This window comes from Methylobacterium sp. SD274 (assembly GCF_017355285.1).
Taxonomy (GTDB): Bacteria; Pseudomonadota; Alphaproteobacteria; order Rhizobiales; family Beijerinckiaceae; genus Methylobacterium.
The window spans coordinates 187,512-202,256 of record NZ_JADIJP010000005.1 but is presented as its reverse complement, the minus strand read 5'-3'; the positions used below and the strand labels follow the sequence as shown (position 1 = coordinate 202,256).

Annotated in this window: 15 protein-coding genes and 1 pseudogene; 11 read left to right on the top strand and 5 right to left on the bottom strand. The window is 65.5% G+C overall.

Annotation, left to right across the window (positions count from 1 at the left end):
- The first annotated feature begins 145 nt into the window (after positions 1–145).
- The gene (locus IPV08_RS07115; protein WP_207411316.1) at positions 146–1,249 is read left to right on the top strand and encodes a helix-turn-helix transcriptional regulator; all 1,104 of its coding nucleotides are present in this window, start codon (positions 146–148) and stop codon (positions 1,247–1,249) included.
- A gap of 33 nt (positions 1,250–1,282) precedes the next feature.
- On the opposite strand, the gene IPV08_RS07110 is transcribed toward IPV08_RS07115, so the two are convergent.
- Positions 1,283–2,191 carry a LysR family transcriptional regulator gene (locus IPV08_RS07110; protein WP_207411315.1) on the bottom strand — a complete coding sequence of 303 codons (909 nt, stop codon included), beginning with the start codon at positions 2,189–2,191 and terminating at the stop codon, positions 1,283–1,285.
- A gap of 93 nt (positions 2,192–2,284) precedes the next feature.
- On the opposite strand from IPV08_RS07110, the pseudogene IPV08_RS07105 reads away from it, so the two are divergent.
- Both IPV08_RS07105 and IPV08_RS07100 read left to right on the top strand, forming a co-directional pair.
- Positions 2,285–3,173 (top strand): annotated as a pseudogene (locus IPV08_RS07105) (aldo/keto reductase family oxidoreductase).
- 474 nt (positions 3,174–3,647) lie between these two features.
- Positions 3,648–3,908: a hypothetical protein gene (locus IPV08_RS07100; RefSeq protein ID WP_207411314.1), complete on the top strand. Its 261-nt coding sequence runs from the start codon at positions 3,648–3,650 to the stop codon at positions 3,906–3,908.
- Between the two features lie 282 nt (positions 3,909–4,190).
- On the opposite strand, the gene IPV08_RS24505 is transcribed toward IPV08_RS07100, so the two are convergent.
- Positions 4,191–4,499, bottom strand: a complete 309-nt coding sequence (locus IPV08_RS24505) for a hypothetical protein (protein WP_246747837.1) — start codon at positions 4,497–4,499, stop codon at positions 4,191–4,193.
- Positions 4,500–4,701: 202 nt separating this feature from the next.
- On the opposite strand from IPV08_RS24505, the gene IPV08_RS07090 reads away from it, so the two are divergent.
- Positions 4,702–4,968, top strand: a complete 267-nt coding sequence (locus tag IPV08_RS07090) for a hypothetical protein (RefSeq protein ID WP_056434138.1) — start codon at positions 4,702–4,704, stop codon at positions 4,966–4,968.
- A 45-nt stretch (positions 4,969–5,013) separates the two neighbouring features.
- On the opposite strand, the gene IPV08_RS07085 is transcribed toward IPV08_RS07090, so the two are convergent.
- Entirely contained in the window at positions 5,014–5,310 is a 297-nt protein-coding gene (locus IPV08_RS07085) for a hypothetical protein (RefSeq protein ID WP_246747836.1), read from the bottom strand.
- Between the two features lie 140 nt (positions 5,311–5,450).
- Here IPV08_RS07085 and rsgA point away from each other — a divergent pair, with 140 nt between their 5' ends.
- The gene (gene rsgA / locus IPV08_RS07080; RefSeq protein ID WP_207411312.1) at positions 5,451–6,467 is read left to right on the top strand and encodes a ribosome small subunit-dependent GTPase A; all 1,017 of its coding nucleotides are present in this window, start codon (positions 5,451–5,453) and stop codon (positions 6,465–6,467) included.
- 81 nt (positions 6,468–6,548) lie between these two features.
- On the top strand, positions 6,549–7,178 hold the full coding sequence (locus IPV08_RS07075) for a 2,3-bisphosphoglycerate-dependent phosphoglycerate mutase (protein ID WP_207411311.1): 630 nt from the start codon (positions 6,549–6,551) through the stop codon (positions 7,176–7,178).
- 50 nt (positions 7,179–7,228) lie between these two features.
- Here the strand turns inward: IPV08_RS07075 and IPV08_RS07070 are convergent, their stop codons facing one another.
- Together IPV08_RS07070 and dinB are read right to left on the bottom strand one after the other, a co-directional pair.
- On the bottom strand, positions 7,229–7,615 hold the full coding sequence (locus tag IPV08_RS07070) for a phage holin family protein (protein ID WP_056434146.1): 387 nt from the start codon (positions 7,613–7,615) through the stop codon (positions 7,229–7,231).
- Between the two features lie 117 nt (positions 7,616–7,732).
- Complete coding sequence (dinB, locus tag IPV08_RS07065) at positions 7,733–8,824, bottom strand: DNA polymerase IV (protein WP_207411310.1); 1,092 nt, start codon at positions 8,822–8,824, stop codon at positions 7,733–7,735.
- A 344-nt stretch (positions 8,825–9,168) separates the two neighbouring features.
- Between dinB and IPV08_RS07060 the strand changes: the two genes are divergently transcribed.
- The 5 genes from IPV08_RS07060 to IPV08_RS07040 all read left to right on the top strand — a co-directional run bounded on the left by IPV08_RS07060 (position 9,169) and on the right by IPV08_RS07040 (position 14,687).
- Positions 9,169–9,570: a response regulator gene (locus IPV08_RS07060; RefSeq protein WP_348646094.1), complete on the top strand. Its 402-nt coding sequence runs from the start codon at positions 9,169–9,171 to the stop codon at positions 9,568–9,570.
- A 229-nt stretch (positions 9,571–9,799) separates the two neighbouring features.
- Positions 9,800–12,748 (top strand): PAS domain S-box protein, encoded by a 2,949-nt coding sequence (locus IPV08_RS07055; protein WP_207411309.1) that lies wholly within the window; start codon positions 9,800–9,802, stop codon positions 12,746–12,748.
- On the top strand, positions 12,699–13,070 hold the full coding sequence (locus IPV08_RS07050) for a response regulator (protein WP_056434152.1): 372 nt from the start codon (positions 12,699–12,701) through the stop codon (positions 13,068–13,070). The genes IPV08_RS07055 and IPV08_RS07050 overlap by 50 nt, the downstream gene beginning before the upstream one ends.
- Before the next feature lie 131 nt (positions 13,071–13,201).
- Complete coding sequence (locus IPV08_RS07045) at positions 13,202–13,945, top strand: Crp/Fnr family transcriptional regulator (protein ID WP_207411347.1); 744 nt, start codon at positions 13,202–13,204, stop codon at positions 13,943–13,945.
- A gap of 40 nt (positions 13,946–13,985) precedes the next feature.
- Positions 13,986–14,687, top strand: coding sequence for a sensor histidine kinase (locus IPV08_RS07040; RefSeq protein WP_056434158.1), 702 nt, complete (start codon positions 13,986–13,988; stop codon positions 14,685–14,687).
- Positions 14,688–14,745: the final 58 nt, after the last annotated feature.

Sequence of the window (14,745 nt, the reverse complement as noted above, 5' to 3'; positions counted from 1 at the left end):
CACAGTAAGGCTTATTTATAAAATAGGCACCTCATCCAACAAAAACATATCAAGGTCTTTTCAATTTAGTTCAGCCGGGTTATTTTTCCTCAGCCGAGAGTGCATCGCTTTACGCGGGAGCGTTCGACGCCGCTGAAGGATCAAGATGTTCCTCGACGACGAGACTTTGCAGGACATCGAAAACTCGCTCGTCACATCCGCGCTTCAGTCTCATGACTGGGACAAAGCAGTCGCCAAAATCGCGACTTCCACGGGCGCGAGAGGGGTCGTCGCCATCCCGTTGAAGGGACGCGTACCCGGCCTGCCGATGAGCGCCAGTCTCGAAGCGGTGGCCGACGGCTATTTTCGCGACGGCTGGTCGAAGAACGATTACCGCGTGAGAGGCGTCCCCAAGCTTCTCAAGACAGGCATGTTCGTCGATCAGGACTACGCGACGCCGGAGGCCATGCGATCCGAAGCGTTCTACGCCGACTACTTGCGCAGCCACGGCTTTCAATGGTCCGCCGGACTGATGGTCCAGGCGGGCAATGATGCTTGGGTGATGATGATGCAGCGGACCATCCAACAGGGGCCCTACACCTTGGATGAGCAGATCGCCTTGCGGCGCCTCATTGCCCCCCTCAACCGGGCCGCCCAACTGGCCCACAGCCTCGGCGAGGCGCGTCTCACGGGCATCGCCGACGCCCTGGAAACGGTCCGCAATCCTAGCGTGCTCCTCGACAGGACGGGACGGGTTCTGCGGGTGAGCAGCGGCGCGGAACGCCTGTTCGGACCCGATCTGACTGTCCGGCTCGGGGAACTCGTCGTTCCCTCCGATGCTCAGGCCACGGCCCGGCTTCGCGCGCATATCACCGCCGCCATCTGGTCCGATCCGCAAGCTGTCTCACTCGCCTCGGCGCCGATCGTCATCCGCCGGGAGGCCAAGCGGCCTCTCACTCTCCGGGTTCAGCCCCTGCGCAAGGCGGGGCTGGAGTATTTCGACGGCTGCCGCGCCATTCTGACGATCACGGACCTCGATGACAGCCGGGAACTCGCCGGTGACATCCTGAAAACGTTGTACGGGCTGACGCCACGGGAGGCCGAGCTCTGCCACAGCCTGCTGGCCGGCCACAGCACCGGCGAATGCGCGGACAGGCTCGGCATATCGATCCATACCACCCGGACCCATCTGAAGAAGATCTTCGTCAAGACGGATACGGCGAGCCAGACGGAACTGATGATCGTCCTGAGCCGAAACTTCGGCCTCTGAGCAGACGACGAGGTGCTCGGTCGCGCGGCGAAATCAGCGAGGATCGCGATGCGCGCCGATGAAGTCGACGAAGGCCCTCAGCGGCGCGGGAAGGTAGCGCCGGCCCGGATAATACAGGAACGGGCCGGAGAACGATTGCCACCATGGCTCCAGCACGGGCTCCAGAACCCCGCTCTCGAGATGCGGGCGTAGCCAATCCTCGAACAGGGTAATGATCCCGGTCCCCGCAATGGCGGCATCCACCGCGAGGTCGGTGGCGGCCCCGACCCGGACGATGAGGGGACCGCTGGGGTCGATGCGAACGACTTCGCCCTCACGCTCGAATTCCCACGCCGTCGTCGCGCCACTCGCGAAACGGCCGCCGAGGCAGGCGTGGCTCAGCAGGTCTCTCGGATGGGCGGGACGCCCGTGACGATCGAGATAGGACGGGGAGGCGGCCGTGGCGAAGCGCTGCCGGCGCGGCCCGATCGGAACCGCGATCATGTCCTGTTCGAGCCGCTCGTCGTAGCGGATCCCGGCGTCACATCCAGCGGCCAGCACATCCACGAAACCGTCCTCGGCCACGATGTCGAGCCTGATATCGGGATAGGCTTCGAGGAAAGGCGGCACGATCCGCGGCAGCACGAGCCGCGCCGCGCTGACCGGCACGTTGAGCCTGAGTGTGCCGGCCGGGCGATCGCGAAAGCCGTTGACGATGTCCAGCGCGGCATCCACCTCGCTCAAGGCCGGCATCAATCGTTCGAGGAGGCGTGCGCCCGCTTCGGTCGGCGCGACGCTGCGGGTCGTCCGGTTGAGGAGCCGGACGCCCAGCCTGGCCTCCAGCCGGCGGACCGCCTCGCTCAAGCCGGATGCGCTCGCGCCGCTCGCCCGTGCGCCGTCGCGAAACCCGCCGGCTTCCGCAACGGCGACGAACGCCGCCAAATCCCCGAGATCGGTCGCCATTGTTCGCCTTTTCGCACATCCCGTGCGGATAAGGGCGCATTATCACGCAATCCATGAGGCATTACAGTCCTGGTCATCCTACAGGAGAGTCGCATGACCAAGATCGGACAGGCCGGGACCTACGCCCTCGGAGACCGCACCGTGAAGCGCCTGGGCTACGGCGCGATGCAATTGGCGGGGCCCGGCGTTTTCGGTCCTCCGAAGGACCGGGCCGCCGCCATCGCGGTGCTGCGCGAAGCGGTCGAGCGCGGCGTCAACCACATCGACACCAGCGATTTCTACGGACCGCACGTCACCAACCAGATCATCCGCGAAGCGCTCCACCCCTATCCGGACGACCTCGTGATCGTCACCAAGATCGGAGCCAGGCGCGGTGCGGATGCCTCCTGGAATCCCGCTTTCTCCGCAGCGGAGCTCACGAGCGCCGTCCATGACAACCTGCGCAACCTCGGCGTCGACGCCCTCGACGTGGTCAACCTGCGCATCATGCTCGACGTGCATGGACCGGCCGAAGGCTCCATCGAGGCGCCGCTCTCCATCCTCGCCGCTCTCCATCCTCGCCGATCTCCAGCGACAGGGCCTCGTTCGCCGAATCGGGTTGAGCAACGTAACGGCGCGGCAGGTGGCGGAGAGTCGATCCCTCGCGACGATCGTCTGCGTCCAGAACCAGTACAATCTGGTCCATCGGGCCGATGACGCACTGATCGACGATCTCGCCGCATCCGGCACCGCCTATGTCCCGTTCTTCCCGCTCGGCGGCTTCAGCCCGATCCAGTCGGCGGTACTGAACAAGATTGCCGAGGGGCTCGGCGCGACGCCCATGCAAGTCGCGCTGGCCTGGCTCCTGCGCCGCTCTCCCAACATCCTGCTGATCCCCGGCACGTCGTCGGTCGAGCACCTGCGCGAGAACATGGCCGCGACGGAACTCGACCTGTCCGACGACACGATGGCGGCGCTCGACCGTATCGCACCCTCGACCTGACACAGGCTGGCAGAGGATCATCGACGAGCGAGGCGATGCTCTTCGCCGATGATCGACCGGGGATGATCCGGCGCGCGAACCGATGCGGACGATGGCGTGAGGGGGGGAGGAGAGCCGCCCACACGCCGTCGGCACAACTCGTCCGAACGGCACTCGCATCGACGAGATCGGAACGGCCATTCTCGAAATCAGGCCCTGGTCACAGCCACTTCCGCCATCGCAGGCCCTGCGACACTCATTCCCAAACTATTCAGGGATTATATAACCAACACTTTTGTATTTGATTGTCCCATCAAATAATTCGATGCTGGAATGCCACATACATCGATGACATAGGCTTGATCAGGATCTTTAATCCGCTGCACCACGTGCGTGCCGACACGCCACAAAGGAAATTATTACTTCATATTGGCTTCACACAGAAGAAGCAGCCGGGATACGGAGGCTTCACAAGAAAAGAAAGCCATTGCCCATATGAAGTCTTACATCGCCGCCCTCTCGACTGCTCTCGTCGTGGGACTGACATCGATCTCGCCTACGATGGCGATGGAGCGTCCCTCGCGTTACACGGCGTTCGCTCCCTACGACGTCGAGACCACCAACGCGATCCGAGCCGACCGTCGGGTCCCCGCGTCCTTCGGTTGTCCGATGAGTTCGGCCGCGGAGGGCAACGCAAACCAGCAGACCCGCGACGTCATGCAATACGGCCAGACGTCCGGCGGAAGCCGCTGCTAACCCAGTCAGGACAGTTCATTGGCATCGATACTGAAAGTCTTTTCCTACATCATGGTCGGCGTTGCATCGGTGATGCTGGCCGCGACTATCGTGGGCTCCGCCAATATACTGATAAATTCGTAACACATCGTCCCGGACTACAATCCGGGACGATCTTCGAGATCCCCGGCAGGATCGGTTCGCTCCCCTGCGGCAGTATCCGTTAGGGGAACGGGTCGATCCGTCATTCGCTCGCACGAGGCGCGAGGGAATCCACACCCGGCAAACACTCGCCGTCCGGCTTCAGGGCCGGCGCATCTGCTTGCCGGCGTAAGCCACGAGCTGGGAAAAGGCCAAGGCCGCCGCCGAGGCCTGGACACGGCTCGGATACGGCATCGGAGAATGGGCGACCTCCTGGCCGTAAGCGTCACGCAGTGACCAGCCCCAACGCCCGACCCGCTCCTCCAGCACGTCGAAATGCATGGCCCGGTCTCCGCTCGTGCGGGGTGACGGCACGCGTGCAGCCGAACCGGCATTCGCACGCTTCGCCATGCCCGAGGGCAGGCCGGCGGGAGAGAGATTTCCCGATATCCACAGGTCGGCCGTCTGCATCTTGACCTCCGCGCTTGAACTCTATGTTCTCTATATGTTCTTATGCGCGGAGTGTCCACCATGCTGGCCGATCCTTTGCTGCGGCTTGCGGCCCTAGCTACGTCCGAAGCGACGAACATGGCCGGCGGGGAGGCAGCTACCGGCAACGTCGCACCGGCGCAGAGCAGGATCCGGGGCTCATCTCCCGGTTCGGTGGCCTGACATGGAGCGCCTCTGCGACGTGAGGGCCTCGCACCTCGTCATCGCCTGCGGTCCTTGCGAGCGCCGGGGCATCTATCGGGTCGCCCGCCTCCGCCAGCAATTCGGCGATCACGCCTCGGTTCTGGATGTCTATGTGAGGCTCACGCAAACCTGCCGCTGGCAGCGTGAGGTCGGCAGCCGGCCGCCCAATGTCTACGCGGTCGGGTGTCGGGCCAAGCTCGACACGTCGGGCGGGGCCGTCGCGAACGGACTTCCCTCGAGGACATAGGCGAAGGGCAGTCTTCCGGTTCCGGCGGGGCCGGCGGGGCCGGATTCACGCATCGTCTTCGCGGCCGAACACCTCGCCCTCTTCGGCCAGCCGGGCATCCGCCTCGTCCGTCCGCAACTCCAGCAGGGCGCGGTACTCTCGCAGCCGCTGCTGAAGCTGCGTGCCCGCCTCCTCGCAATCGGCCGGCTCATCCGTGTCGAGGGCGCAGCCCTCGATCACCTCCGAGGTCTGGCGATCGACGGCCGCGCGGTCGGCCTCGCTCAATCCGGTCAGATCGCCGAGACCGAGTTCCGATGCGATCAGGGCCGCGATCTCCTCGCGCTTCTCATCGAGCTTCGACATCGTCTGACCCATCCCTGGAATCCATTCTCCCGAATCCGTTGCCTCGATGATCGGTCACCTTGCCGCCACGGAGCAAGGGGAGGGCGCCAGGGGACGGCGAAGCGCTGGTCAATCCGCCAAGGCCCTGTCATGGCTGGCCGGTGACCGATGATCTCAGCAACTCCCATCCCCTGCGGCCCTCCCGTCTCGGATGGTCCGACTTCTTCGAGGAGCAACGTGAACCGGCCGAGGCCGGTCTCGTGCCCATGCGGATCGCGACGGTCCACCGCTCCCGGCTGACCGCCCTATCCCTCACGGGGCCGGTGGGGCTCGTGCTTCCGGTCCATACCCAGACCGGCGATTTCGCCGTGGGCGATTGGGTGCTGGTCGAGCCCGAGACCGGGACGATGCAGCGCCGTCTGTCACGCAGGAGCGTGCTGCAACGGCGCAACGAAGGCGGAGGCCCGCTGCAGCTGGCGGCGGCCAATGTCGATACCCTCTTCGTCGTCACGTCGTGCAACGCCGATTTCAACATCGCCCGGCTGGAGCGCTACCTGGCGCTCGCCAATCAGGGCGGGACGAACCCGGTGATCGTCCTCACCAAGGCCGATATGGCGCCCGATGCCGAGAGCTACCGGCGGCAGGCCGCCGGCCTGCAGCGCGACCTCGCCGTCGTCACGGTCAATCCGCGCCTTCCGGACGCCGTGGCGCTCCTCGCCCCCTGGTGCGGCGAAGGTCTGACCGTGGCGGTCGTCGGCTCATCGGGGGTGGGGAAATCGACCCTGGTCAATACGCTCGCCGGCCCGGATCAGGATCTCCCCCAGGAGACCGGCGGGATCCGCGAACACGACGCCAAGGGGCGCCACACCACCACGTCGCGTTCCCTCCATGCCATCGCGGGCGGCGGCTGGGTCATCGATACGCCGGGGATGCGCACGCTGCATGTGAGCGACGCCGCGGAGGGCATCGATACGCTGTTCGCCGAGATCGTCGAGCTGGCCCCCTCCTGCCGCTTCCGGGACTGCACCCACGCCCACGAGCCGGGCTGCGCCGTTCAGGCCGCCGTCACGGAGGGCACGCTCGATCCCGAACGTCTGACCCGGTGGCGCAAGCTCCTCGACGAGAACCGGGCCAACACCCCGGTGGTCACCGGCCCGCGCGGCAGCCGCAGGCGTTGACCGGCAGCCGCAGGCGTTGACCCGCGGCCTGACTTCGCACAACCCGACTTCGCCCGACCTCCTGCGGACACCGCTCCCCGAATGCTCCTTCCCGACCGAACTCTCGTCATCGTCCGCCACGGGCAGAGCCACGACAACGAGCGTGACCTCTTCTCCGGCATCCGAGATCCCGATCTGACGGAACGCGGCGTCAGCGAGGCGCAGAGCGCCGGGCGCCGGCTGAAAGAGCTCGGATTCGTCGTCGATCTCGCCTTCACCAGCGAGTTGACGCGGGCCCGGCGCACGATGGCTCTCATCCTGGCGGGCCTCGGGCAACCCGACCTTACTGTCCACCGGAGCGCCGCGCTGAACGAGCGCGATTACGGCGAGCTCGCCGGGTTGAACAAGCGCGAATCCCAGGAACGCTGGGGCGTGGAGCAGGTCCGTGCCTGGCGCAAGTCCTTCGATGCGATACCGCCGGGCGGCGAGAGCCTGGCGATGACCGCCGACCGGATGCTGCCGTATTACCGGGACGAGATCGAATCCCGGGTCCGGGAGGGCAGGCGGGTTCTTCTCGTGGCGCATGGCAATTCGCTGCGGGCGCTGATCATGCATCTCGACGGGATCAGCGCCGCCGAGGTGGCCGACGTGCATCTCGCCACGGCCCAGATGCTGGCCTACCGCTTCGACGAGCGGGGCAGGGTGGTCGACAAACAGGAAATCCCCGCCTGAGCCCGGAGGTCGATCGGCGAGGAGACCGGAAGGCGGCTGCTGGCTCGGCGTCAGCGGGCTCTCAGGGCGTCCCGGTCCCGTGCGAGTTGGCGCCGCGTCCGCATCGGCTCCAGGTTCGAGAGGGACATCAACCGATACCCGAAGGCGAAGAGACCGAGCGTCACGGCGGCAAAGGCACCGCCGACGATCAGCGACGCGATCGCCTCCGAACCGATCAGGAGCGCCAGCCCTTTGACGAAGGCGACCAGGAGCACGAACAATCCGATCAGGACGAAGAGTGCCGCCATCAGGAACAGGGCAAGCGGACGCGCCACCTGATTGACCGCCGACCCGATCTCGGCCTGGAACAGGGCGAGTTGCTTGGACAGGAGGATCTGGGTTTCGCCGATGGCGTCGCCGAGGAGGAGCAGGAGTCCCTTGTCATTCCGGCTGCTCATGCATTCCCTCTTATCCGCACGTCCTGGTCCGGACCCGATCGATCCATGAGCTGCACAATTCAGATAGTGCGCCGGTGTCGCGCGGCAATCGTCATCCGCCGTTGCCCGCTGCCGGGATCAGATCGCGAGCCCGAGTTGGCGCGGTCCCTCCGTCTCGCCCTGCTGCAGGCCCGACAGGGAGACGCCGAGCAGGCGAACGCTGCGGCGGAGCGGGAACACCGTACGGAGCAGTCCCAGCACCGAAAGCATCATCGTATCGCGACCGGCGACCGGGGCCTCGAAGGACTGCGCCCGAGTGATCTGGACGAAATCCGAGAATTTCACCTTCAGCGTGACGGTGCGGCCGGCGACGCCCTTGGCGCTGCAGGACGCCCAGACCTTGTCGATGAGCGGCGCCAGTCGCGCCTCCATGGCATCGAACTCGGTGAGGTCCTCCGAGAAGGTGGTCTCCGCCCCCACCGACTTCCGAATCCGATGGGCACGCACCTGCCGCTCGTCGATGCCGCGCGCCACCGAATGATAATAGGCCGCCGAGCTGCCGAAGGCCGCCTGCAGCTCTTCCAGGGAGCGGGCCTTCAGGTCGCGGCCGGTGAGGATGCCGAGGCGCTTCATCTTCGCCTCGGTGACGGGGCCGACGCCGTGGAACCGGCCGATGGCCAGATCCTCGACGAAGCCAGGGCCCATCACGGGCGTGATCACGAACAGCGCGTCGGGTTTGCGGAAGTCCGAGGCAACCTTCGCGAGGAACTTGTTGTAGGAGACGCCGGCCGATGCCACGAGACCGGTCCGTGCGAGGATCTCCGCCCGGATCACCCGCGCCACCTCGGTGGCGGTGGCCAGCCCCTGCAGGTTCTCGGTGACGTCGAGATAGGCCTCGTCGAGGGCCACCGGTTCGATGATCGCGGTATGCTGGGCAAAGACCGCGCGGATCTCTTCGGAGATCGCCCGATAGACCTCGAAGCGCGGCTTGACGAAGACGAGGTCGGGGCACAGGCGCCGGGCCGTGACGGAGGGCATGGCCGAGCGCACACCGAAGGCTCGCGCCTCATAGCTGGCGGCCGCCACCACGCCGCGCTCGCGCGACCCGCCGACCGCAAGGGGCCGCCCTCGCAGAGCCGGATCGTCGCGCTGCTCGACGGACGCGTAGAACGCATCCATGTCGATATGGATGATCTTGCGGACGGAGGCAGTGTCGGCAGGGCTCGACATCGGATCGGGCTGTCACATCGGTGCACGGGGCAGCAGGCAGGCAACGCGTTCGGCCTTTGTTCCTCGCGATTTTCAGCCCTCGGGTCAACCGGCGACGAGGATCCGGCTTTTGCCGGCGAGCCATCGAACCGAACCGGTTTCAAGACGCATCACGTGTTTCGTCCGCCCGCAGGGTCCGCTCCCACGCAGGAGCGCATCGTTATAAACGGGATGATCCGGCCGGTGGGCTGAGTAATCGCCCCCCACCCGACTGGTTCGACGCATAAGCAATCTACGTGATGGAAGAAGATGACGTTGACGGCATCATGGTTCCATCCGTTTCACAACGGGGGAAGGGAGTAGACATGATGCCGAAGCGGACGCTCTGCAGCCGGCGTATCCTGGTGGTGGAGGACGAGTACTTCCTGGCCGACGAACTGTCGCGCGGTTTGTCCGATGCCGGCGCCGAGGTGCTCGGTCCCATCGCCACCCTCGAGGGTGCCCTCGCCCTCCTCAAAGGCCCGATGCCGCCCGACGCCGCCATCCTGGACGTGAATCTCGGGGGTGACGAGGTTTACCCGGTGGCCGACGCCCTCCGTGCCCTCGACGTACCGTTCCTGTTCACCACCGGCTACGATCTGGCGACGATCCCGAACCGATACGCATCCGCTCGGCGGCTGGAGAAACCGGTGAGCAATGCGGCGGTCTTTCGGGAGCTCGATCTCATCCTCGGCGACCGGGCATCCCGGACGGACGCGGACGGATAGGGCGCGCACCGCCGGCTCGTCCCCTCGACGTCGATCGGTCCGTCTCGAGCGAAAGCGGCACCTTGGAGATTGGACCAATGCGTATTCGGCTTTCGGCACAAGTTTAAATTGATTCAGCGCGCCCTATCGCGGAAAGATTGATGACATTCGCGCTGGAGAGCGAAATTGAGTACGCTCGCAGTGTTCCTGGCTGCTTCGACCTCGAACGAACGACGAGCACCCAAGAGAGATGACCCTCACGGAGTCACCGGATGCGCTGGCCGGCCTCGAAGAGGTCCTGATCACCGACGCGTTGCTGAGGCGTCCCGTACGGCCTCCCGACTACGAGGCAGAAGCCCATGCGCTGGCCGAACTGGCCCAGGCGCTGGCCGTCCGGCCGGACACGGTCCTGCAGCGCCTGGCGGATCTCGTCGTCGAGATGGGCATGGCCGAGTCGGCCGGCATCAGCATTCTCGGGTCGGGAGAGCCGACGAAAAGCTTCCACTGGCCGGCAATCGCAGGACCATGGGCTGCGCATATGGGCGGCTCGATCTCCTTCGACGAGAGCCCCTGCGGACTCGTGGTGAGCCGCAATATTCCCCTGCTGCTTTCCCACCCCCATACCCGCTTCCCGGCCGCCCGTGTCGAGCCGCTGATCCGGGAACTCCTGCTGGTGCCGTTCCGTGCCGGCGATGAGCCGGTCGGTACGCTCTGGGCCGGCATCCATGACCCCGGTCGCGGCTTCGACGGCGAGGATCTCAGGCTCCTCACTCGGCTGACGCACTTCGCCTCCGCCGCTTACGCCATGACCGGCGCCCTCGATGAGGCACGGGCCGGCAGGAGCGAACTGGAGCAGCGGGTCATGGACCGTACCCGCGCCCTGACGGAAGCCCATGACGCACTACGCAAAACCGAAGCGTGGCATCGTGCCGAACTGGAACGGGAGGTGAGGGAGCACACGGCCGAGCTGAAGCTGAGCCGTGACCTGCTGCAGGCTACGCTGGACAGTTCCATGGACATGATCCAGGTCTTCGAGGCTGTCCGGGACGCTTCGGGCGAGATCGTCGATTTCCGCTGGCGGTTGAACAACCACACGTCGGAACGGCACCTCGGCGAGGTGAGGGGACAAAGCCTCCTCGAACGCAGTCCAGGCGTGGTTCAGGAAGGGACCTTCGAGGCTTTTCGGCAGGTCGTGCAGACAGGCCGGTCCTCGGTCGCCGAACGCCGCTACGCACACGAGCGAGGAGACGGCTGGCTCTACCAATCGGTGGTGAAACTCGGCGACGGCGTGGCGACCACCGCCAAGGAGATCACCGCCTGGAAGGCGGCTCAGGAAGAGATCCTGCGTCTGCAAGACGAGGTCGCGCAAACGAAACTGGAGGAGAGCGAGGCGATGTACCGCCATCTGTTCAACTCCATCGACGAGGGCTTCTGCATCGTCGAGATGATCTTCGACGACCGGCAGCGTCCGGTCGATTACCGGTTCCTCTCCGTCAATCCTGCATTCGGTCACCAGACCGGGCTCGGCGACGCCGTCGGCCGGACGATGCGGGAGTTGCTCCCCGGGCTCGAGGCGAACTGGTTCGAGACGTTCGGCCGGATCTCCCTGAACGGCGTGGCGGAACGGTTCGAACGCCGGTCGAGCGCCATCGGGCGCTGGTACGACGTCTATGCCTTTCGCGTCGGCACCACCGAACAGCAGCGGGTCGCCATCCTGTTCAAGGACATCCAACCTCGCAAGCGCACCGAGGCGGCCCTGCGGGAGAGCGAGGAGCGCTTCCGTGCCTTCGTCACCGCCAGTTCGGACGTCGTCTACCGGATGAGCCCGGACTGGTCGGAGCTGCAACGGCTGGAGGGACGCGCCTTCCGGAGCGCCACGGACCAGCCGAACAAGACCTGGCTCGACCGCTACATCCGCCCCGGCGACCAGGCGGAGGTCCGGGCCGCCATCGACCGGGCAATCGCGACGCGATCGATCTTCGAGCTGGAACATGCGGTGATCCGCAGCGACGGGTCGCTCGGCTGGAGCCTGTCCCGTGCCGTGCCGACGCTCACGGAGTGGGGCGAGATCAAGGAATGGCTGGGAACGGCCAGCGATGTGACGGCGCGCAGGAAAGCCGAGACGGCGTTGCGCGAGAGCGAGGAGCGCCTCAGCCAATTCGGCGAAGCCTCTTCCAACGTGCTCTGGATGCGCGACGCCTCGACCTTCCAGTGGGTCTATCTCACGCCTGCCTTCGAGACGATCTACGGTCTCGACCGTGCGACGGCAGTCGCCGGCGACCACATGACCAGCTGGGTCGAGCTGATCGTGCCGGAAGACCGCGAGCGTGCGGTCGAGAGCCTGCAACGGGTCCGGACGGGCGAGAGCGTCACCTTCGAGTATCGCGTCAGGCGGCCCAGTGACGGCGGCATCCGCTGGCTGCGGGACACCGATTTTCCCATGCGCGACGCGGCCGGTGCCGTGTGCTGGATCGGCGGCGTCGGCCGGGACATCACCGAGGAGAAGGAGACGGCCGAGCATATGAGCGTGCTCGTGGCGGAGCTGCAGCACCGCACCCGCAATCTCATGGGCGTGGTGCGCGCCACCGTCGACAAGACCCTACGCAACAGCACGGATCTCGCCGATTTCCGGGCGCGCTACGGCCCGCGCCTGGCGGCCCTCGCCCGTGTGCAGGGATTACTGTCCCGCCTCGCCGAGGGTGAGAGAGTCAGTTTCGACGAGTTGATCCGGAGCGAAGTGGCCGCGCTCGACGGCGGGGCCTCCCGCGTCAGCATGAACGGGCCGGCGGCGATCGCGCTGCGCTCCTCGACGGTCCAGATCTTCGCCCTGGCCCTGCACGAACTGGCGACGAATGCGCTGAAATACGGGGCGCTCGCGCAGCGGCAGGCACGCCTCGAAATTCGCTGGCACGTGGAGTATCCCGGACCGGAAGATGGCCCATGGCTCCATGTGGACTGGCGTGAGCACGGCGTGCGGATGCCATCGCGGGATGATCAGCCGCAGGGAGGCGGCTCCGGCCGCGAACTGATCGAACGGGCATTGCCCTACCAACTCGGGGCCAGAACAACCTACGTGATGGAAGCCGACGGCATTCACTGCACCATTGCACTTCCCGTATCGGAACGCACGATCCGCCAGAAGGACACCGATGCCGCACAGCATATTCCAAGGCCGACGCATCCTCGTCGCGGAGGATGAGTATTTTCTGGCGGACGAGTTGCGGCGCGAATTGCAGGATGCCGGAGCTGAAATGCTGGGCCCGGTCGCCTCCGTGCGGAGCGGCCTCCAGATCCTGGAGGCACGTACGAAGCCGGATGCAGCAAGTCTGGACGTGAATCTCGGGGGCGAGTGCGTCTACCCGCTCGCGGACGTTCTGATCGCCCGATCCGTGCCGTTCGTCTTCACGACGGGCTACGACCAAGGCGTCATCCCGGACGCCTACGCCCATGTTCTCCGCCTGGAAAAGCCGGTCGAGCCCGAAACGGTGCTTGCCGCGATCGAGACGCTCCTCAAGGCTTGACGGCGGCACCCGTGCAAGGTCTTGCTTTCATTTCCAGGGGGGTCAATGAGAAGCTCCCCGAAAACTTAACACAAGTAAATTATTGTGTGTGGGCAATTCTCTATTCGTGCTCTGCGCACGACGAGGAAAGCATGCCGCAACATCTCCTTCGCAAGCTTGAGCACTTCACCAAGCTCTCGCATGACGACCGGCAGGCCTTGGAAATCGCGGCCAGCAAGCAGCGGATTTTTGCAAAACACTCCGATATCATCAGCGAAGGTGACGATCCTCATCACGTCAACCTGATCTTGGAAGGGTGGGCCTGTCGCTACAAGCAGCTCGACGATGGCCGGCGTCAGATCATCTCCTTCTTCGTGCCCGGCGATCTCTGCGACAGCCACGTCTATCTCCTGCGCGAGATGGACCATTCCATCGTTGCCCTCACCCCCGTCAAACTGGCGGAGATCTCGCGCGCCGCGCTGGAACAGATCGCCAACGACAATGTGCGGCTCACCAAGGCACTCTGGTGGGACACCCTGGTGACGGTCGCGGTCCAGCGCGAATGGACGGTCAATCTCGGCCAGCGCACGGCCTTCGAGCGCGTCGGTCATCTCCTCTGCGAACTCTTCCTGCGCTTGCAGAGCGTCGGCCTGACGGAGGGCACCACCTGTGACCTGCCGCTGACGCAGGTGGAACTGGCGGATGCGCTCGGGCTCTCGAACGTGCACATCAACCGCACGCTGCAGGAATTGCGACGCGCCGGCCTGATCGTGCTGAAGGGTGGGCGCCTGACCATTCCCGACTTTCTTGCCCTGCAGAGGGCATCCTTGTTCAATCCGAGTTATCTTCACCTCGACCACGAAGGCCATCATTTCGATGCCAACGGATCGATGTGATCCTGAACCGGTTCTGCCTCAAGCATGCCGTGGAGCTGCGATGACGATGGGATCCAACCCGACGGACACAGAAGAGCAGGTGGTGCTGCTGGCCGAATTGCAGCACCGAGTGCGCAACACGCTGGCGACGATGCGCATGATCGCGCGGCGTTCGGCCGAATTCAGCGAGAGCCTGGAGGATTACACCGCGCATCTCGACGGGCGGTTGGCCGCCATGGCCCGGGTGCAGAACGTGATCATCCAGAACCCCTTGGCCGGGGTCGATCTCGACCGCCTCGTCACTGACGAACTCACCAGCGCGCTCGCCTACCAGGATGGACGCACGCAGGTCGACGGACCGGACCTGCGGCTGCATCTGCGCGCGGCCGAACCCCTCGCGCTCGCGCTGCATGAGCTTTCGACGAACGCCCTCAAGTTCGGGGCCCTGTCCACGCCGGGGGGCGGCCTGGCCGTGACATGGCGGGTCGAGGAGCGGAAAATCGAGGAGCGGGATGGCGGCCCCTACCTCGTGTTCGACTGGGTGGAGCGTGGCGTGCCGCTGGACGAGCGCGAGCCGCGCCGCAAGGGCTTTGGCACGGTGGTTCTGGGCGAGATGCTGGCGCACAACCTGAAGGCCGAGGCGAGCTTCACCTTCACGCCCGACGGCTTGCGCTACCGTATGGCGATGCCCCTCACCAGCCGGACCCTGCAGGGGGACGCCGTCCCCCTTTCGCTCCCCGAGAAGAGGGATGGGCACCCTTAGCAGGGAATCGATGCCGTCTCGACGATGCCTGCCCGGCACCGTCCGGAGGATCGGACCG